Annotated in this window: 19 protein-coding genes, 2 pseudogenes and 2 riboswitches; of the genes and pseudogenes, 6 read left to right on the top strand and 15 right to left on the bottom strand. The window is 43.7% G+C overall.

What is annotated here, in order from left to right; genetic code table 11:
* Positions 1–193: 193 nt before the first annotated feature.
* From rplD to G5B47_RS17355, 6 genes are all read right to left on the bottom strand, one after another.
* Entirely contained in the window at positions 194–820 is a 627-nt protein-coding gene (gene rplD, locus G5B47_RS17330) for a 50S ribosomal protein L4 (RefSeq protein WP_165100540.1), read from the bottom strand.
* Between the two features lie 366 nt (positions 821–1,186).
* Positions 1,187–1,450, bottom strand: a complete 264-nt coding sequence (locus G5B47_RS17335; RefSeq protein WP_025693716.1) for a CD3324 family protein — start codon at positions 1,448–1,450, stop codon at positions 1,187–1,189.
* 164 nt (positions 1,451–1,614) lie between these two features.
* Positions 1,615–2,649 (bottom strand): Cfr family 23S rRNA (adenine(2503)-C(8))-methyltransferase, encoded by a 1,035-nt coding sequence (locus tag G5B47_RS17340; RefSeq protein WP_165100543.1) that lies wholly within the window; start codon positions 2,647–2,649, stop codon positions 1,615–1,617.
* A 260-nt stretch (positions 2,650–2,909) separates the two neighbouring features.
* The gene (locus G5B47_RS17345; protein WP_165100546.1) at positions 2,910–4,388 is read right to left on the bottom strand and encodes an Lsa family ABC-F type ribosomal protection protein; all 1,479 of its coding nucleotides are present in this window, start codon (positions 4,386–4,388) and stop codon (positions 2,910–2,912) included.
* Between the two features lie 444 nt (positions 4,389–4,832).
* The gene (locus G5B47_RS17350) at positions 4,833–5,600 is read right to left on the bottom strand and encodes an SDR family oxidoreductase (protein ID WP_206107414.1); all 768 of its coding nucleotides are present in this window, start codon (positions 5,598–5,600) and stop codon (positions 4,833–4,835) included.
* Between the two features lie 145 nt (positions 5,601–5,745).
* Entirely contained in the window at positions 5,746–7,185 is a 1,440-nt protein-coding gene (locus tag G5B47_RS17355; protein ID WP_235949714.1) for an aldehyde dehydrogenase family protein, read from the bottom strand.
* 214 nt (positions 7,186–7,399) lie between these two features.
* Here G5B47_RS17355 and G5B47_RS17360 point away from each other — a divergent pair, with 214 nt between their 5' ends.
* Positions 7,400–7,858, top strand: a complete 459-nt coding sequence (locus G5B47_RS17360) for a MerR family transcriptional regulator (RefSeq protein WP_165100549.1) — start codon at positions 7,400–7,402, stop codon at positions 7,856–7,858.
* On the opposite strand, the gene G5B47_RS17365 is transcribed toward G5B47_RS17360, so the two are convergent.
* Both G5B47_RS17365 and G5B47_RS25380 read right to left on the bottom strand, forming a co-directional pair.
* Positions 7,821–8,984 carry a phosphoribosylaminoimidazolecarboxamide formyltransferase gene (locus G5B47_RS17365; protein WP_165100552.1) on the bottom strand — a complete coding sequence of 388 codons (1,164 nt, stop codon included), beginning with the start codon at positions 8,982–8,984 and terminating at the stop codon, positions 7,821–7,823. The two genes, G5B47_RS17360 and G5B47_RS17365, sit on opposite strands and share 38 nt — an antisense overlap.
* A 59-nt stretch (positions 8,985–9,043) precedes the next feature.
* Positions 9,044–9,123: riboswitch (ZMP/ZTP riboswitch) on the bottom strand.
* An 84-nt stretch (positions 9,124–9,207) separates the two neighbouring features.
* Entirely contained in the window at positions 9,208–9,804 is a 597-nt protein-coding gene (locus tag G5B47_RS25380) for a mannitol dehydrogenase family protein (protein ID WP_206107415.1), read from the bottom strand.
* An 80-nt stretch (positions 9,805–9,884) separates the two neighbouring features.
* A riboswitch (cyclic di-AMP (ydaO/yuaA leader) is annotated at positions 9,885–10,026 on the top strand.
* Positions 10,027–10,152: 126 nt separating this feature from the next.
* On the opposite strand from G5B47_RS25380, the gene G5B47_RS17375 reads away from it, so the two are divergent.
* Complete coding sequence (locus G5B47_RS17375; protein WP_165100555.1) at positions 10,153–11,268, top strand: KamA family radical SAM protein; 1,116 nt, start codon at positions 10,153–10,155, stop codon at positions 11,266–11,268.
* Between the two features lie 216 nt (positions 11,269–11,484).
* Positions 11,485–11,605: pseudogene (locus G5B47_RS26205) on the top strand (IS3 family transposase); the annotation flags it as partial.
* A gap of 163 nt (positions 11,606–11,768) precedes the next feature.
* On the opposite strand, the gene G5B47_RS17380 reads toward G5B47_RS26205, so the two are convergent.
* The 4 genes from G5B47_RS17380 to G5B47_RS17395 all read right to left on the bottom strand — a co-directional run bounded on the left by G5B47_RS17380 (position 11,769) and on the right by G5B47_RS17395 (position 14,387).
* Positions 11,769–11,987, bottom strand: a complete 219-nt coding sequence (locus G5B47_RS17380) for an SHOCT domain-containing protein (RefSeq protein WP_165100559.1) — start codon at positions 11,985–11,987, stop codon at positions 11,769–11,771.
* 15 nt (positions 11,988–12,002) lie between these two features.
* On the bottom strand, positions 12,003–13,355 hold the full coding sequence (locus tag G5B47_RS17385) for a sensor histidine kinase (protein WP_165100562.1): 1,353 nt from the start codon (positions 13,353–13,355) through the stop codon (positions 12,003–12,005).
* A complete protein-coding gene (locus tag G5B47_RS17390) occupies positions 13,345–14,052 on the bottom strand; it encodes a response regulator transcription factor (RefSeq protein ID WP_165100564.1) in 708 nt (235 codons plus the stop codon). Before G5B47_RS17390 ends, G5B47_RS17385 begins: the two co-directional genes overlap by 11 nt.
* A gap of 71 nt (positions 14,053–14,123) precedes the next feature.
* A complete protein-coding gene (locus G5B47_RS17395) occupies positions 14,124–14,387 on the bottom strand; it encodes an FAD/FMN-containing dehydrogenase (protein WP_165100567.1) in 264 nt (87 codons plus the stop codon).
* Positions 14,388–14,818: 431 nt separating this feature from the next.
* On the opposite strand from G5B47_RS17395, the pseudogene G5B47_RS17400 reads away from it, so the two are divergent.
* Together G5B47_RS17400 and G5B47_RS17405 are read left to right on the top strand one after the other, a co-directional pair.
* A pseudogene (locus G5B47_RS17400) lies at positions 14,819–15,067 on the top strand (IS3 family transposase); the annotation flags it as partial.
* A 541-nt stretch (positions 15,068–15,608) separates the two neighbouring features.
* A complete protein-coding gene (locus G5B47_RS17405; protein WP_165100573.1) occupies positions 15,609–16,955 on the top strand; it encodes an RNA-guided endonuclease TnpB family protein in 1,347 nt (448 codons plus the stop codon).
* A gap of 200 nt (positions 16,956–17,155) precedes the next feature.
* Here the strand turns inward: G5B47_RS17405 and G5B47_RS17410 are convergent, their stop codons facing one another.
* The 3 genes from G5B47_RS17410 to G5B47_RS17420 form a co-directional block, all read right to left on the bottom strand.
* Positions 17,156–17,707 (bottom strand): hypothetical protein, encoded by a 552-nt coding sequence (locus G5B47_RS17410; protein ID WP_165100576.1) that lies wholly within the window; start codon positions 17,705–17,707, stop codon positions 17,156–17,158.
* Between the two features lie 200 nt (positions 17,708–17,907).
* The gene (locus G5B47_RS17415; RefSeq protein WP_165100579.1) at positions 17,908–18,096 is read right to left on the bottom strand and encodes a hypothetical protein; all 189 of its coding nucleotides are present in this window, start codon (positions 18,094–18,096) and stop codon (positions 17,908–17,910) included.
* A 78-nt stretch (positions 18,097–18,174) separates the two neighbouring features.
* Positions 18,175–18,447, bottom strand: a complete 273-nt coding sequence (locus G5B47_RS17420; protein ID WP_165100582.1) for a hypothetical protein — start codon at positions 18,445–18,447, stop codon at positions 18,175–18,177.
* A gap of 258 nt (positions 18,448–18,705) precedes the next feature.
* Between G5B47_RS17420 and G5B47_RS17425 the strand changes: the two genes are divergently transcribed.
* Complete coding sequence (locus G5B47_RS17425; RefSeq protein WP_165100584.1) at positions 18,706–19,938, top strand: IS110 family RNA-guided transposase; 1,233 nt, start codon at positions 18,706–18,708, stop codon at positions 19,936–19,938.
* The last annotated feature ends 57 nt before the right edge of the window (positions 19,939–19,995 follow it).

Genomic DNA, 19,995 nt, shown 5'->3' on the forward strand with positions numbered 1-19,995 from the left:
GAAATGTCGCCACTCTCTTCCGTTGTCGGAAGCAGGACGGCGATTTTTCATATACGATGACGGAGGCGCGGGGATATAATTGACGGTGGTAATATTCATAATCACCGACAATCATAAGGAGCAGGCGTATCGCAGGATATTAACAAGAACAGGGAGATGTAAAGGTTTGGCCGCCTCATCTCCCTGTTTTCTTTTATTGGGAGTGTATTTCTGTAATTATTGTGACAGCTTCTTTAGCAATTATTAATTTATCACAATTCAAAATATTGTATACATTAAGTGAGTCGGCTACAGCGGTTTCTACACCAGGTATATTATTAGCACTTTTAAAAACATAGTTATCTATCGAAGGTGTAACAATTAGTGTCTTTTTTTCTGCACCAAGAGCATTAAGCATGGCTACTATAGACTTTGTTCTGTAAATTTCTAATTTAATTTCATCAACAACGATAAATTCTTTACTCCTAACTTTGCTTGATAATGCAGATTGTATAGCAAGCCGCTTAACTTTTTTATTAAGCTTGTAGCTATAGTCACGGGGCTTAGGAGCAAAGACAACTCCGCCGCCACGCCAATGTGGCATTCGGATCGAACCTGCTCTAGATTTATCGATTTTATTCTGCTTATAGGGTTTTCTACCGCCACCTCTAACCTCCCCACGCGTTAATGCAGATTGTGTTCCACTACGTTTATTTGCAAGATAATTCACAACTGCATCATGCATAACTGATTCATTGGGAACAATACCAAAAATGGACTCATTCAGTTCCATTTCACCAACACGGTTACCTTCCATATTATAAATAGTTACATTCAACATTACTCTTCCTCCATATTCAAAAAGCTGCACGATAATATAAAAATATGATAGATTTCAAGACGTTGTATTAGAGATTTTGTTAATTAAACCGTATAATATCTACAGTAATGTCCATAATTAAAACCTCCGTTTACCTTTACTTTTAGAAGAAATTCATACTCATAAAGGTAACAGATAGGAATCACTTAAACTATACACCAAATGGTTCTGTAGCATTTTGTATACTCGCTTTTGGAAGTAACAGGGCTTATCACTAACATGCTTTAAGATTATTTCCATTATTACTGCAAATGAAAAAACCCTCAAATTAATCTCTATGGTTCTTCCATTGAGATATTTGAAGGTGTAAGCTTGAATTATTCTGTTTTATTTGCTGTATATTATTTTTCTTATAGCATAAACAGAAAGACAGTAATATTCCGCCAGTTCTTGTATTGAAGAACCAGATGAATAGGCATTTATTATTTCATTATTTCTCCTATCAATCTCTTTTCGAAAACCGGAGACTTCTCCCCAACTTTTATGATGATCTTTTATTGCGGGAATATAGATGTATTCACCTTGTATGAAATCTTGTAACTTTTCTACCAACTCTTTTGGAAGAATTTCATTCGCGTTAATATATCTCATGTAGCTCACCCCTTGATTAAAAGTAATGTCTCAAGTAGCAAAGCCAGCATGAATGGTGATCATGTTATTCCATGCAAATATCACCAAATGTCTGTCTTTGCATGGAATTGAACATGAGTTACTGTAAAATTTTTATTAGCCATGGTGTGTTCTCTCCTTTATTTTCACTTATTGTGCCCGTAAAGTTGACCGCATGCTGCATCAATGTCCGTTCCAAATTGAGTCCTCACAGTGACTTTGATTCCCTTTGACTTTAAAATATGTTCAAACCTTTGAACTCGTTCTTTGTCAGATTGATGAAAATTATCAGGTGTTACGTCGGTTGAGTTGTAAGGTATCAGATTGACGTGATATAAATGTTCCCAAGGACCTCGGTTTTTTAATAAAGCAGCGATAGCATCTGCGTGCTCATTTGAATCGTTTTCTCCTCGAAGTAATATATACGCAATGTAAACTTTCCTACCTGTATCACTAATATGCTGATCTAACTTGTTTAACACGTCATTAAGCGGAAAACGATTATTAATCGGCATAAGCTCACTCCGTTGTTCATCAAAAGGGGAGTGAAGTGAAAAGGTAAGGTTAACTTGTGGAAATTCTTTTGTTAACCGATCTATCCCCGGTATAATCCCAATGGTGGAAACTGTAATTCTGCGATGCCCTAAGCCAAAGGTTCGTGAATCTGTTAGAATTTTGAGCGTATCGAAAATATAAGGATTGGCTAAAGCCTCCCCCATCCCCATAAATGAAACACTATCTAAAGCCTGTCCGTTTAAATGAAAGTACAACAGTTGATCGCTAATTTCATCTGCTGTTAGGTTCCGTTTTAGTCCAATTGTTCCTGTAGCACAGAAACGACAACCGTATCCACATCCGCATTGGCTTGAAATGCAGTATGACTTCCAGCCGCGTTCGTAGCTTAGTTGAACTGCTTCTACATGTTCGTTATCTTCTATAGCAAAAAGCACTTTATTAACTTGATTAGATGTTTTTTTTATAACTGGAGTTAAGTTCAAAACATTTTCGCCAAAATTTTTTATTAGCTCGTTTCTTATAGCTTTAGGGATTATAGTCATTCGGTCATATTCACCAATTCTTTGCTTGAAGATCGCGTCCGCGATTTGTTGGAAACGATATGCAGGTTGTTTTAAATCCGACAATAAGTGTTGAATTCTTTCGTATTTCGAAGTTGACTTCATGTTTTTTCTCCTCTTGAGCCGGAGAAAATGCCAAAAGCACCTTTTAGGGTCCTCTAGCATATGCATTAACCAACTTAGATTTAATTCGCGAAGCTTGTATCTTGAGTCGCTACGTGCATCTATCGATAGATGGATAATGTCCCGGCATCCGTTTAATTTGATCGTGAACCGTACCAACGGACAATGAACGATTCACATAAACATTCACAACTTCAAACATTTATTTCAACCTCCTAAAATAAAGTAAGCAAAAAGTTACATTATAGATTTACAACTTTAGTGGCAATACTTTTGCAAAACTCGCTGTCGTGCTCCACAAAAAGGATAGTCGGCGAATGCTCCAGTAGCAGCTCTTCGATTTGCATCCTGGAAATGACGTCGACAAAATTGAGCGGTTCGTCCCAAACATGCAAATGAGCGCGTTCGCAGAGGCTTTTCGCGATCAGAACCTTCTTCTTCTGACCGCCGCTAAAAGAAGCGATGTCCTTTTCGAATTGCAAGCGCGAAAAATCGAGTTTTCTCAAAATCGCTTTGAACAAGCTTTCGTCAATCCCGCTGGATCTGGCGAATTCCGTCAAATTCCCCCGCAACTGCGAGGTGTCTTGTGAAACGTAGGAAATGTCCATCTGGCTCCCTTTTCGAAACACGCCGGAATAAGGTATCTCCTCGCCGCAAATCAGTTTGAGCAAACTGGATTTGCCTGAGCCGTTCGGACCGGAGAGCACGATGCGGTCCCCTTGCTCAACAGTAAAGCTGATGTTGCGGCAAACGTTCTTATCGCCAAAATGAATCGAAACGCGGTCAAGCTCGACCAATTGGTGTTTATGATAAGTCATCTGCGATATTTTCAGGCTTTCCGAGCTATCGACGTTTTTCAGAAGCTGGGATCTTTCCTCGATGGTTGATTGCTGTCTTTGCTCGATCGACTTGGACCGCTTCATCATTTTGGCGGCCTTGTGACCGATGTACCCTTTGTCGACCTTGGAGCCGGAGTTACGGGTGCCGTTTTTCGTTTTTTCTACTTCGTGCGACCAGTTGCTCGTTCGCTTGGCCGCTTCGGACAGCCGTTTAATGTCCTTCCTCATTTTATCGTTCTCGGCCAGTTCGAAATTGTCCTGTCGTTGTTTATTCTCCCACCAGTCTGAAAAATTTCCTTTCTGGATTTCGATATTGGTCTTATTGATCGAAATAATATGGTCCACACAATTGTCGAGAAAGGCCCGATCGTGAGACACCAAAATAAACCCGTTCTTGTCGTTCAAATAATCACTTACCAGCTTCCGAGCATGCAGATCCAGATGATTTGTCGGCTCGTCGATAAGCAAAAAGCTGTTTTCCTTCAAAAACAGGACCGCCAGCATCACCTTCGTTTGTTCTCCGCTCGACAACGAGTCGAACGGTCGGTACAACACATCTTCTGACAACTTCAGCAGCGAAAACTCACGCATGAGTTGCCAGTGCTCATAATCCGGATAGATGTCAGCGACTACATCGAATGTATAGTTCTCCTTGTGTTCGACGTGGAACGGGAAATACTCGAAACTGACGTTAGAGGAAATCGTTCCGCTGTATTCATACCTGCCGAGCAGCAGATTGAGAAACGTAGTCTTGCCTCGGCCGTTCCTCCCCGTAAAGCCCAATTTCCAGTTAGTATCGATTTGTAAACTTACATGCTCAAAAATGTTGTCGTAACTGCCGTCATAGGCAAACGTCAGGTTGGTTACCTTGATCAATGACATTCCAGAAAACTCCTTTCTTCTCAAATAAAAAAGAGCTGCAAGAAAGTTGACCTTTCTTGTAGCTCAAAAAAATAAAGCAAATCCAACCCTGCGTAGAGTCAGATCAGGATATATTTTTTGAGTGAAAAGAATAAGGTAACTTTCTTGCAAATAAAGAACAAAACAGAGCAAACAGAACTTGTTTTATTCTTTAAACTTAAGCAAGAAATATTACATTATCCTCTTCAACTCCTATCGTCAGTGTTAGCGCAATCTTAACATACCCAATATTTTCATTGCAACTAACTCTTTGAGAAATCATTTTCCCTGGTCGAGAGGTACCGCCACGCACACCGCTCCCCACTAGAGGTGCGGCTGGTCGGGCGTCTGGCGTCCCGCGCGGCAGTAATCCGCACACCGCCCGACCAGCCAGCAGGGGACCTTCGGACCGTGAAGTTTAGCACATCACCAGGGCACTGGGCCGTTTTCGTCGAAGAAACCGCCCGTCGGGGCTTCATCGCCGACGGTGGCCCAGTGCACTGAGGCGCGTGCTCCCTCCTCCGTGGTGAGTACACCACGGAAACCGTTCAGGTCGGTTGCGACGTATCCGGGCGTCACGGCATTGATCTTCACATGCGCCAGCGAAGGGTCGTCGAGGAAGGCGTTGGCGTACTTGACGGTCAACATGTTCAATGCTACTTTCGACGCCGAGTAGGAGAACGATTCGTGGGAGCGGGCGAACATGGACCCCGTCTCGGTGGCCCTGGCGAACATGGCTGAGTCGCTGGAGACGTTGACGATCCTTGGCGACTTGGATTCGCGCAGCAGCGGAAGCATCGCGTGGATAACGCGGACCGTACCGAAGACGTTGGTCTCGAACTCCGTATGCATGCCCTCGGCGGTCACCTCGGTCGCCTGCTTGCGCACGATAACGCCCGCATTGTTCACAAGCACGTCCAAGCGCCCGAAAGTGCTGCGGATGTATTCGGCTGCGGTCGTGACTGAGGTGTCGTCCGTGATGTCGATCTGAAGGGGTTTCACCGTGAGGCCAGCCTCGGCGAGTTCCTGGGCCGCGACGGCGCCGAGCTGGGCGTCTCGGCTGCCGAGCAGGACGGTCATGCCTCGCTCGGCCAGCTGGCGCACCGTGGCCAGCCCCACCCCCTTGTTGCCCCCCGTGACCAGGGCGTACTTGGCATCATTCATCTTAGCATCATTCATCTTAGCGTCATTCATGGATGTCACTCCTCGTATTAGTAGAATAAGGAACCGTAAGTGTTGTTTTTGGATCTGCGTCAATGTTCATGGCGTTGCGCATAGCTACCCTTTTATGATTTTCGGCAGCCAGGATATTTTCAGAGTGTACTCACATCATAATTACTTAATTAGAACTCAATATGGTTTTAGGCTCAAGATATTCTTCGAGGCCATATATGCCACCCTCTCGGCCGATTCCAGATTGTTTAAAGCCACCATAGGGAGCTCTCATTTCGAAAATACCATCATTAATGAGAACTGTTCCGGCAACAAGCTGAGAAGCAATGCGGTTTGCTTTTTCTATATTAGAAGAACTGATATATGCACCTAATCCATACTCTGTGTCATTTGCAATTTCTATAGCTTCTTCCTCCGTTCGATACGTTAAAATAGATAATACGGGTCCAAATATTTCTTCTCTGGCAATCGTCATATCTCTGGTTACATTTGCAAAAACGGTCGGTTTTACAAAATAACCTTTATCTAAACCTTCTGGGTGTCCTTCTCCGCCACTTACTAAATCCGCACCTTCCTCCATACCTATTTTGATATATCGCTGAACTCGTTTGTATTGATTTTCATTCATCAGTGGGCCAATAAATGTGTCATTTTCCCATGGATAACCCACCTTGGTATTCTCAACCGCCACTTTGATAAGTTCTTTTACTTCATCAAGTCGATGCTCTGGTACCAATAATCTGCTGCCGGCAATGCACATCTGCCCGTGATTTCCAAAAGCACTCGTAACGGCACGAGGGATCGCTTTTGTAAAGTCTGCATCATCCAGAATGATATTTGCTGATTTGCCCCCCAATTCCAGAACGACTCTTTTCATTGTATCAATAGCACTATGCTGTATAGCCTTTGCAGTATTCGCAGAGCCTGTAAAAGAAATCATTGCAATATCCGGATTACGGGATAATTCAGCGCCAACTGAAGTTCCCAATCCATACACAATATTAACTACACCGGCAGGCAATCCGGCGTCATGGAAGCACTCAGCCAATATTTGAGTCTGAATGGAGGAAAATTCACTAGCCTTTACAACGATCGTGCAGCCTGCTGATATAGCTGTAGCCACTTTTATAGCAATCTGGGAATTGTTCGCATTCCAAGGCGTAATCGCAGCAGCGACGCCCAACGGTTCAAAAACAACCTTTGCTTTCCCAATATGTCTGGTAAATTCAAAAGCCTCCATTGCTTCTTTTGCTAAAAGGAAGCTATCAGCCGAAATCTGAGTTCTAAATTCTGCTGCCTTAGCTGTAGCACCATATTCCTCCATGCACGCCTGGTTTAAATCAGCAGCCCTTGACAGAATTGCGTCGTGTATCCGTTGTAGCATTAGCCCCCGTTCTTTAATTGATGTTCGTGAGAAAGTTTTAAATGCTTCTTTCGCGGCTGCGATCGCCTTTCTGGCATCTGTTTCATTTCCCAACAGCACCTGCCCAATTAATTCTTCTGTTGACGGATTGATAATATCCATTCGCTCCGTTCCGTCGGGTTTTACAAATTCTCCATTGATATATACCTTGTCAATAAGTTTCATTACTGCATTCCTGTTCATCCATTTACCTCCTATGCGATATTCATGATTACTTGCTTCGTGATTCACTATACTAAGTTCAAGTAACTTGAAGTCAAATATTATTAAAAATAATTTTTGTGGAAACTATCATCTATTTAACTCTAATAACCATGACTTGTTCTTCTTCCATTCATGTGTTATCGTAATTTTTGTACATTCAAGTAACTTGAACAAAGTGATATAGGAGAGAACTATGGAAGAATTTATTTATGGAACCGAACCAAAATACGCAATTAAGGAAGTATCAAAAATAACTAACCTGCCCAAACCAACAATCCGCTATTATGAAGATATCGGTTTGCTGCAAAATATAGCGCGAGATAAGAATAATATCCGCCTGTTCTCTGATGATCAAATTATGAGATTGAGAATGATTCAATGTATGAGAAGCACAGGAATGGGAATTGACATGATTCACCATTATCTCGGCCTCTCAAGGGAAGATAAAATGGAACTGAGAGAGAAGTACTCCATCGTCTTAAATCAAGAAGAAATACTTTTAGCCAAAAAACACGAGATTGAGGCACAACTGGCTCTTATTGAGCACAAAAAAGCTAACTATGAAAAAGATTTAAATGAAGCACAGAACAAACTTGATACTGAAGTATTTAAATTTAATGATGAAACAATCGGATACCCGAATAGGCCATGACCATTCCGTATTCGTTTGCTGCCTCTATGACCTGATCATCACGCAGTGAATTTCCGGTTTGAACCAGGTACCTGACTCCACTTTGAGCAGCTCGATCAATATTATCACGGAAAGGCAGAAAAGCGTCGGAAACATAGGAAACTTCTTTTAAGCCTCTTAGCCAATTTTGCTTCTCAGTTTTCGTAAGCCGATCAGGTACCGCGTTAAAATATTGTGTCCACTGTTTTTCTTCGGCAGGTGTAAAGTCCTCATTAATCCAGCCGTCAATCGCATTATTTACCTCCGTACGGGAGATTCCAGCACAGAAATCCATTTGGTGTACAATCGGATGCAGCCTTAGCCACCAATTGTCCGCTTTTCCCGCTGCAAGTCGTGTACAATGAATTCGTGATTGCTGCCCTGCGCCAATTCCAATTGTCTGGCCATCCAACGCAAAACAAACGGAGTTGGACTGAGTATATTTGAGGGTAATCAGAGCAACGAGAAGATCTCTCTTGGCGTTATCGGGAATTATTTGTTGTGTTGTTACAATGTTCTTAAAGAGTTCCTCTGAAATCTCTATATCATTTCGTTCTTGCTCCATCGTGATACCGAACACAGATCTTGTTTCGATCAGATCAGGTATGTAGTCCGAATTGATCTCTATGATGAGATATTTTCCGTTCTTTTTCTTTTTGAGAAGTGTCAATGCATCCTCATCGTATCCTGGCGCAACAATGATATCGGAGACCTCTTTTTTGAGTAAATTCGCTACGGTCACATCGACCCGATCGCTAAAAGCTGCACAGTCACCAAACGAAGACATTCGGTCCGCCCCTCTGGCTCTTGCATACGCAGTAGCCAAAGGAGACAGTTCCAGACCTTCTACGAAATAAGATTTGACAAGTGACTCACTTAACGGGGAATAAACAGCTGCACCAGCCGGACTTACATGCTTAAACGAGGCTGCTGACGGTTGACCGATACATCGCCTAAGTTCCCGAACAAGCTGAAAAGCATTTAATGCATCTAAAATGTTTATGTAACTTGCATCACCATTTAATATCTTTATGGGCAATGTTCCTTTAGAGTATATTTTCGCCTTATTTTGATGCGGGTTCATGCCATACCGTAGAGCAATCTCCATCTAAATTAATCCCCTTTCAGATTTTCGCAAAATAAAAAAGTATTTGAACTTAAGTCCAAATACTTTGCCCAGGCGAACGGCTGTTATTCTGTGTGCTTCCTCGTGGTTCACCACGTTTACGCCAGTTGCACACACCAAAATTTCACTTTAACTATATCCAGATATTCCTAAAAAAGCAAGCTCGGTTTGCCATTTCTCGATGTGGCGCTTTTCAAACTCTTGGTCACTTAAACTTCTCAAATTCGTTTCTCAACCAGTGCTGATTCTGATGCTCAATATACTGTTCCATTCGAATCAATAAATCAACCAGCTCAGGCTTCGGCTCGGTACCTGCCGCTTTTGGCATCCTTGGTCTATTCCCCCTTTCCCCTGGTTGCTCAGAAACACTATCTTTATATTCTAAATCGATTAGTGGATTGGCCTGCGTATACTTCTTTAAGCGAATCATGGTCTTATAGGGTTCGACGAGGACTTCCAACGGGTCTTTGTTTTTTTTGACAGGGACAATACGATCCATCATCACATTGGGAAATGCGATCCGCCGATCGGCAAGTTCTTGAAAAGACGGAGTCAGATGGCGGTACACCGAATTCTTTAGATGCTGGCCGTTTCCTTTTCCATTCTTACAGGCAATGGCATGCAGAGGCTTCCCCTGGCCTCCTTCTTTTTGCAGCCGAAGTTCAATCCCCTGGGCAATGGGTCCCGCGATATCTTTAAGTGCCGAAAGACCTACAGCAGTTGTGACAATCTCCGCACCGGCAACCGCCTCCGCCACTTCCCCGGTATGATCCAAATGAATCGCCGATACGTTATCCACCATAAAGCTATCCCGGATTGAAATCGAGGAGATTAAGACTGTTACCAAGGAAAGTTTTGACTTTTTCGAGGGGCCAGGGTTATACTTTACCCACGCTTAGTTTTCAACCATGTGTTGAAAAGCGGGGGAACCAGTCTTTTGGGGCGAATCATTCCCTTTGGGAATGTAGGGTACCATCTTACCCGAGTCCGTCAGCTAACCTCGTCAGCAGTGGATGGGTCTAATTTTCTGCTTGAATAATTAGAGACCCTTACCAAGGGTCTCTTTTTTCATCCTCTTGTCTGACTATGGAAGGATTGTGCCGCAATGGCTCCCCCTCAAGCAAATCCCTGAATCGAAGGAGTGTTTGAGGTGAAAAAGGTGAAGTACATAATGGATCTGAACAAAGTTGATATGTTATCCGATGTCGAAAAAGAAGAACTTCGGCAAATTGCTGACACGTTCGCCTTTCGGGTGAATGACTACTACCTCTCCCTGATCGACTGGGAGGATCCTAATGACCCTCTTCGGAAACTCGTCATTCCGAGTAAAGGCGAGCTGCATGAGTACGGGCGTTGGGATTCCTCAGACGAAGAGGCCAATTATGTGGCGCCGGGGTGTCAGCACAAATACACGACAACCGCTCTTCTACTCGTCTCGGAAGTATGCGGAGCTTACTGCCGCTATTGCTTCCGGAAGCGTCTCTTCCGAAATGACGTCAACGAGGCTGTGGTCAACCTGTCCGCAGCTTTTGATTACATCTCTGGTCATCCAGAAATTAATAACGTCCTGCTGACAGGCGGGGACAGTCTTATCCTCTCTACCTCAAGACTGGCATGCATCATCGAACGTCTTAGAAGCATCGAGCATGTCAAAATTATACGCCTGGGCTCCAAAATGCCCGCTTTCAATCCCATGCGTATTTACGGTGATGGGGAACTGCTGGATCTGATTCGCCGCTATTCCACAGAAGACAAACGCATTTATATCATGGCTCATATTAATCACCCCCATGAGATTACTCCCGAAGCTAAAAAAGGCTTTAAAGCTCTTCATGATGCCGGCGCCATCGTCGTCAATCAAACCCCGATACTGAAGGGTATCAACGACGATCCAGCAGTTCTGGGCGAACTTCTCGACCGCCTTTCCTGGGCTGGTGTGACCCCCTATTATTTCTTTGTGAACCGGCCGGTTGCCGGAAACCGGGACTTCACCCTCTCTCTTGAGCAAGTTTACAACATTGTTGAACAGGCTAAAGCACGGACTTCCGGACTTGGAAAAAGAGTTCGGCTTTCCATGAGCCACTCCTCCGGAAAGATTGAAATACTGGCAATACAGGATGGGAAAGCTTATCTTAAATATCACCAATCCAAATTTAATGAGTACGGGAAGTTTATGATCCTCGATTGTCCGAAAGAAGCCGAATGGTTCGATGACCTTCCAGGAAGTAAAGAGATATTGAAATCCAATGAAATGATTTTTCACTAATTTTTTTAGTTGTAATACCGGTTTATTAAACAAATGGTTCAGGGTTTTGGTTTAAAAAAAGTTAAATCAGCAAGCGGAAGAATGATGAAGTTACTAAAGGACTACAACCTTTTTAGTAATTACTGATCGTGATTGTGTGAGATTTTAAATGAGAAAACATCGTGAATATGGACTTTTGAAAATGGCGAGGAAATAAATCCAGAGCAGAAACAAAAGGAATGTTCGGCGGCTGTAAAGGAGAAGGGCATTACCATTAGCATCTCCAGAAGGGAACGCCGTTGATAATACCCCCATAGAGTCTTTTCATTCCACGCTAAAGTCTAAAGCGTTCTATCTCTAAGGGTTAACCTGTACAATGAATACCAGTTACCAGTGGATTTCCGGCGATTGGCTGCTTAATCTTTCAAGGTCATTTGATCCCTGTTTCAAAAACGGGGGTCAGTCCCTTGAACTCAGTGAAAGGTCTTAATTAAATCTCAGCGTAAGTCCAATTCCTTTTTTTAATCCCGCAAAATACTCTTCATCCGAAAATATTCTTCTTCTGTGATTTCCCCTCTTGCAAATCGCTCGTCCAAGATTCTTTCTGGAGTGTTGCTATTGTAACGTGAATTTCCTTCTCCCCTTACCCATCTTATCACCAAATAAATTACACCCAAGATCAAAAGAAAATTGATGATTAATCCAAACATTCCGAACCCAAAACCATAACCCATCATCATTTTTGCCTCATCCCTTCATCGAATTATGGGAAGCCGAACACGAACGGTTGTCCCCTTATTAATCTCACTTTCCACATGTATAGATCCGGAATGAGCATCTACAATCGCTTTTACAACGGCAAGTCCTATTCCCGCTCCGCCTGTCTTCCGGTTTCTTGATTTCTCCCCGCGGTAAAAACGTTCAAAGATATATGGAAGTTCCTCTTCAGTGATTCCCATCCCGGGATCGGATACGATGACGACGCCTTCTGCTTTTTCCTTTGATACTTCAATATGAATACTTCCTGAGCTCGTGTATTTATATGCATTGCTTATTAGATTCACGAATACCTGAACCAGCCGGGAGCGGTCCCCGGTGATCCACACATCACTTTTACTTATCAGGTCAGCAGAAAGTCCTTTCTGCCTATACTGACTGGATACTGTATTTAACGACTCATGTACAACTTCATTAAGAGATACGATCTCCGCCTTCAGCTGAACCATAGGATTCTCTACAGCAGCCAGATTTTCCAAATCACTTATGAGTTGGACCAGGCGCAGTACTTGGTCATGGCACACTTGAAGCTTATCCGGCGAAGGTTCCCAGATGCCATCCTGAAAGGCTTCCAAATGGCTTTGTATCGTCGTTAAGGGCGTGCGCAGCTCATGTGCCACATCAGCGGTCAGTGTTCTCCTTAACTGATCTTGTTTTTCCAGTCCTTCGGCCAAATGATTAAGAGCTCGCCCCACCTCATAGATCTCCGTATTTTGATTTGAACCTTCAACTCGGGAGGTGAGATCTCCCTCCTTCATTCTTAAAGCGATATCTTTGATCTCTAAAAGAGGCTGGCTAATACTTTTGGCGATATATCGGCTAAACAGATACGTCCCGACCATGACGAGAACCAATGCTGCCCATAACAGCGTATTAAACATGCGCAGAAACTGCTGATTCAAGCTTTTGGACGTTTCGTTCATGGGTTGAAATTCCAATGTTCCCACCTGCTGATTGCCTTTTACGATTGTTTTCTGGATTGTGTCTTGCAAGGGCTTGAAATACGCCTGTCCCTGCATCCCCATTTGGCTGGTGTCCCAAATCAAGCGGTGGTCATTGTCATAAACACGAACGATATAATCACTAATCATCGCCTGGTGAGAAATGAGCATCCAAACATTCGCATTCCATTGACGGGTTGATTCATTATAAGCAGCTTTAAGATCGTCAAGTAACCTTTGTATTTCCTCCTGCTGCTGGTTTTCCTGATACTGATTGAACGAAATGTTCATTACCAGATTGACAAGCAGGACAATAGACAGAAGCGCAGAAAGAGCTACACCGGCATGTGATACAAGAAGCTTCCTGCTCAATCCACCTCTATTTTGCATCCGGACTCACCAAAAATTTATACCCCACCCCAAAGACCGTACCGATAAATACAGGGTGCTTAGGGTCATCGCCAATTTTTTGCCTAATGTTCTTGATATGAACATCGATGGTTCGCTCAAATCCTTCATAGGTGTGACCCTGGCTAAGGTTAACCAGTTCAAGACGCGAGAACACTCTCTTCGGATGCTTTGCCAAAATTTCCAGCAGCTTAAACTCCATGGGTGTAAGGGAAACGGGCTCCTCTTGAATTTTCACTTCATAACGTTCCAAATCCATCGTTAAACGTCCTTGGGCGTATGACAGCAGTGACGTATTCCCCTGTTCCGGATGATTGGATCTTCTTAATAAACTAATCACCCGAGCGAGCATCTCTCTTGGACTGAAAGGTTTGGTAATATAATCGTCGGCTCCGATCATTAGGCCATTGACCATATCGTCTTCACTGCTTTTCGCAGTCAGCATGAGAATCGGGACGTTCGAGGTCTTCCGCACCATTCTGCAGACTTCCTCTCCGGTCATATCCGGAAGCATCAAATCCAGCACGATCAGATCGGGATGTAAGGTTTCAAAAAGATGAATCGCGCCTCTTCCTGTATCGGCCTCGTACACAATGTAATTGTTTTTTTCCAAATAAGCCTTGATGACCTGCAGGATATTCTCTTCATCATCCACCACTAAAATTTTCAAGAACTTCATCACCTACTCTGTGTGTTTAAAAAATGAGACAGACCTCATTTCGTATGAGGTCTTATCTTATCATGATCGGATTAGAAGTTCATCATACCTTTACTAAATTGAGAATTTTGCATCATTTCTGACATTCCAACCCCGTTTGAAGTACTGCAATTGTCGTACATTTCTTCTATTTGTTTCTCTGAAAGGTTGGGGTGCATTTGTTTGGCAAAGGGCAGCATTTTTTCGAAGAAGCCGCTGTTGTTGTTATCATTGTTTGCCGTTGCAGCGTAAGCGCCAGCTGTTCCAAGCCCCATAACCAGTACCAATGCCGATAATCCAATCCAAAGTTTCTTCATTTGTATCTCCTCCTTATAGTTACACTATAAAAGATAGTTATGAAGAACGAATTTGCAACTTATTAAGAAGTTATGAAGGGAACGAAAGATAATAAACACGAGAAAGGAGCCATTCACTCGGCATTACTCGGCGAAAGGCTCCTTTGATTAAAGGTGATATGACTAAACTTGGCGCACCTCATGCATGTTTGATATCGAGGATTCCTCAAATGCGATGTTCTTTTCGATTATAAGCTGCTGATTAAATGAAATCAGTCGCTCATCCCCGACTAGAAAGGCATGCATAAATGGAGGTTCTGGATGCATGCCTTTTGGCCGCAAATATTCAAGATATGAGGAATACTCTTGGGGTAAGGTTTCGGTTTTAAGTGGCAATAAGGGCGTATGTTTCCCTGTATGGGATAGGGGAGCCGACAGTAAGGCATGGGCTTTTAAAGACGTTTAACATTGGCCGCTCACTCAGCATGAAGGGCTGTCCATATGACAACGCCGTCGCCGAAGCCACCTATAAAATCATGAAAACAGAGTTCGTAAACCAGATGAACTTCCAGAGCCTTCGACAGTTAGAACTGGAATTATCCGACTACGTCAACTGGTTTAACAAACATCGCATTCATGGAACTTTAGGCTATATGACGCCTATTCAGTATCGCCATGCAGCCCTTAAAAAAGTTGTTTGATTTACTGTTGACAATCCAACTCTTTTGTTAAGGCGGGAACGGAATTTCGATTGACATACAAAATGGGGGTTCCCATATGAGCGGAGAATCCAAGCGAGGGAAGAAACTCTTCAGCACTATCCACCGAAACGACAAAGCATTAAATGGATAATGAATTAAAGAGGCGACAGGGATTACCGTTTGAAAAACGCTATCGGAAGCAAGAATAACCGAATTCACTCTCCATGGTTCCATCGCTGCTGGATATAAAAGATTACTCACCATAATCGAACACTCTTCCGGATTACTGCATCGGATACGTGTTGTATTGGCAGTCTGCAACGGATTCTTCCCCCTCTCCATTTCCTCATAAAAGTTATGAATGGAGAGTCTGTCTCATTCCTCTCTTTATCTTCATTAGAACTTCATTTGAACAGATTTAGTGTCGCAGTCCTCCACCTCTAAGCCAACAGCGAAGGTGGGGGTTAGACACGTCCGCTTTACCAAACATACGTTCTTGTGCTATGCTTGATCCATCAAACATGTGATGGAGGCGCGTCTCATGAAGGTGGTCAAAACACTCAAACATCCGATTACATCTCACCACCGCATGTTGGATGCAACTCTCCATGTGTATCAAGAGGCGCTGTCGTTCTTGATTACGGTCATTCAAGAGAAGTTTATGTCCTTGGCATCGTTATCCACCCAAGCGGTGGTGACGGCGGTAGAACGGCTGACTCACCGTACCAGGCACAATTCGAATCCACTCTACGCCGAATTTGATCAACGCTTTTATAAGTTTCCTTCGTACTTCCGCAGAAGTGCCATTGCCGAAGCGTTTGGCATTGTGAAAAGTCATCATTCCCGTTTTGAGCTTTGGCAAGCCGAGCGGCAACACGCCCAGCACGAAGGGAAACGCTTTTCGAAGAAACCGCCGACACTTAAGGCCCAGCATCAGGCGTTCCCTTGCTTGTACAAAGGCAATATGTTCATCCGAACCTCCGATCGGGCAGCCAACATCAAGATATTTCATCAAGGCGATTGGGTCTGGCTCCCCATTACCTTTAAGGAGCAAGACCTATTTAAACGTAACGTGTGGAGCATGAAAGAATGCAGCCCCACATTGGTTCGAACAGGAAAACGCTATGCTCTTCATATCGCCTATGAAGGGGATGTGAAGCTGACCCAGGCGGAATTTTCCAAGCAGCGGGTGTGTGCCGTTGATTTAGGATTAACGAATTCCGCAGTTTGTTCCATGATGGACGCAAGCGGCACTGTCTTGGCGAGGGCATTTATCAACCAAGCCAAAGAGAAAGATCGGATGCGCCAAATCACAGGCAAACTGAAACAAGCCCAGCGTCAATCCGGTATAGGTGCAAAACCGAATTTCTGGCGGCGGATGAACGGGTTACAGACGCATATCGTCCACGATACCGCGCATCAAATCCTCGCCTTTGCCCAAAAGCACCGCGCAGATGTCATTGTCATGGAGTATTTAGGCAAAATGCGTTTGCCTAAAGGAACGCGGGGAGCCAAGCGGCTTCGTGCCAAACTCCAGTTTTGGGCCAAACGGCGCATCCAAACGAAAGTGACCGAAATGGCGCATTTCTTGGGGATTCGGGTTTCCATGGTCAATCCTGCAAATACCAGTGCGCTTGCTTTTGACGGCAGTGGGTTTGTGCAACGCAACACAAAGCGTGATATTGCTGTATTCGCAACAGGCAAAACGTATCACGCGGACCTTAATGCCTCGTATAACATCGGCGCACGATACGTGCTACGTACTATACACAAAGCCACATCTGAAAAGATGTGGTTGTCCTTGGAGGCAAAAGACCCTTCATTGGCAAAACGAACGTATTGGACATTGGCTTCCCTCATTAGGGTGCAACAGGCACTGAGTCTTTAAGTTATGAAGCTCGCAGCGTGTGCAACCCTGTATCGATGCCAACAGAAGCCCCCACTTCATGCGTAAAGCTAAGTGGGGGAGAGTTCACCTCCATAATTCACCCCTATAGTAATGAAGGATAATAAATTTATAAGAATATGGAACTCTTGAAAAAAGAAAAAGCTTTACTCAAGTCAATCGGATCTGTCTTGTAGGTTAGATCAACCTTTGGCCGCAAAAGCAGTTGGAGCTGCCTCCGGGACCCTTGTAATTTTATAACCGCTCAAGCTTTCCGGAATATTGTTTAGTGCAGATCCCATAATAAATATATGAGTGCCTTTCCCGTTCCCTTTTGGATTTAAAAGTTTGATTTTATTTAAAGTTGAATCGGGCATCTGGCCTTTAGAGGTGAGAAGTATAGGGGCATCATCAGGATGATGAATCAGCTTTGCACTGACTACGGATGTTTGCCAATCGTATACATCAGCAAGGACAACCGCACCTGGGCAGTACTCTTTATGCGTCGCCGGCCAGATGGTTTGAGCTGTCAGGATCGCCGCTTGAATCGGATTAGAGGTTTCGATTCTTGTTGTATTTTTTGTATTCGTTTGTAATAGATTATTCTCCGCAGACGAGTTAGGCGAGGTTAAGGGCTCGCTCTCCATCTCAGTAATATGATTTCCTTCCATTGTCATAAACTCTGAATGATTCATTTCTGCTGTATCATTTGTTTCAGCTAAAACAGTTGTAGAGGTTCCCAAGGCAAGGGACACTGCGAGTAATCCTGTAACCATTTGCTTTTACACTAATGATACCTCCTCTGGGTATATTTTTTGTCACCCTCCATTAACCAAGAAATTTAATAAACAAAACAAAAGCTTGCCGTCCGGCAAGCTTTTGAAGAAGAATATATTATTTACCTTGAATAAAGGTCAATTATTTTCAACGTCATTTTTTTATTCTAAGTACATAATTACACGGTTAAGTCTTCAATCTCTTTTTTCAGACGTTCATTTTGGACCATTAATTCAAAGTAATCAGAATGAAGGTTCCAGTCGGATTCCGCGATCTTAGAATAGGAATTCGTTTTTTCGTTTCTTCGAAGCACCGTAGACCCCAAACTAAATGGAACTACCAACACACGCAGCCAAGACCAAGCCATATTTCTTCCTCCTTTTTAATATGCTTTCTTCTATTTGTCTTTATTATAGAAAGAGGTAATGTGGATAGAATGTTGAAATTATGCGCTTTTGATGAAGATAACTCTCGTTTCAACATCCAACGCCCAAAAATCAGCTGCTGCCGTATCCCGGAATACTATCGCTGAAGCGTTCGCTTCCAGTACCCGTTCCGTATCCCAATCGCGGTCCAGTTCCCGGATTCGCTCCTGGATTTCGGGTTTGCTGCGTACTTTCCAACAAGCGATATTCTGCTCCGTTTGTTGTTGTATTTCAGCATTAATAGGGCCATTGGTATGCTTCTCCACTCTTTCCGTCGTTGCAGGCAGTATCATGGGAAACCTCCTGTCCCAAACTAACATGGCCTGACGGCCACTACCATGAATGAAAATGTCTTGGCTTGTGACTCCGAAGCTTCCATAATGGAAGTGCAGGGCACAGGCCGAGACTTTTTTGGTAGGACACACTCTGAGTCCCAAACCGGCCGATTGTATCCCACGAGTACCGCCAATTGTGCTATGAGCACGAGTATAAAAATCCTTTTACTTGAGGGTACATGGCCTGCATCAAACTGAATCTCAGGAGTGATGTGGATGGAGGCGATTTTGGAAAGATGCGCAGGGCTAGACGTTCATCAAGAGAACGTGGTGGCTTGTCTCTTGTATGGTGAATTAGAACGTAAACCGAAGCAAGAAATCCGTACTTTTTCTACAACTACAAAAGGATTACTGGCACTCCATGATTGGCTCAGTGATTGGGGATGCACTCACGTTGCCATGGAAAGTACAGGGGTATACTGGAAGCCTGTTTGGAACATCTTAGAAGGGGCATTCACGCTGATTCTGGCGAATGCCAAACGCATTAAAAATGTGCCCGGACGTAAAACAGATATAGCTGATGCGACTTGGATTGCACAATTGCTTCGTTCCGGTCTCATTACCCCCAGCTTTGTCCCTCCAGCCGACATTCGAAATCTGCGGGATTTGACACGTTACCGACGCAAGCTGCTTCGGGACGCAACCGCAGAGAAGAATCGAATTCACAAGATTTTGCAGGATGCTAATTTAAAGCTAACCACATATATCAGCGATATTTTTGGGACATCGGGTCGTGCTTTAATAGAATCGGTCATTAACGGAGAAGTCCTGGTTGCTGAAGAAGTCAGGAATAAAGTAAAGACCTCCCTCAAACGCAAAGTTCCAGAGCTTCTTGAGGCATTGGACGGACGCCTGAGGAAACATCATCGCATGATGCTCGGACTGCATTTCGACCATTTAAGCTATGTGGAAAGTCAACTAGCGACGGTAGAGTCAGAAATTGATCGGTTACTAGAACCCCACTTAACATCGGTTGAGCTACTGGTAACCATTCCCGGAATCCAGAAAGATGCAGCGGCGGTCATCTTAGCGGAGATCGGGAATGATATGTCTTGTTTTGGAGGCGATCCACAAATAGCAGCTTGGGCTGGGCTAAGTCCAGGCAATAATGAGAGTGCAGGAAAAAAGAAAAGTTCGAGAATAGCGAAGGGAAATAAAAGTCTGAAGGCAGTACTTTGCCAAGCAGCCTGGGCAGCAAGTAAATCCAAGGGCACACGACTTGCTTCTTTCTTTTATCGCATACAGAAACGACGAGGACAGAAAAAGGCAACCATAGCGACAGCCCATCTGATACTTAGAATGATCTACAAAATGCTCAAAGACAAGGTACCTTACCAAGAAACAGGTTGGGACTATCTGACCTCTTCAACATCTTCCGTGGAGTATTGGATTAAAAAAATTGAGGCTCAGGGATTTAACGTGAAGTTAGAATCCACCGAAGCCTCTTAACATAAAATTTTTTGACTTTCATTTTAAATGGAGGAGAGTCTTTTTTCGCTTTTTCAG

It is taken from the genome of Paenibacillus apii (assembly GCF_011043685.1).
Taxonomy (GTDB): Bacteria; Bacillota; Bacilli; order Paenibacillales; family Paenibacillaceae; genus Paenibacillus_AQ; species Paenibacillus_AQ sabinae.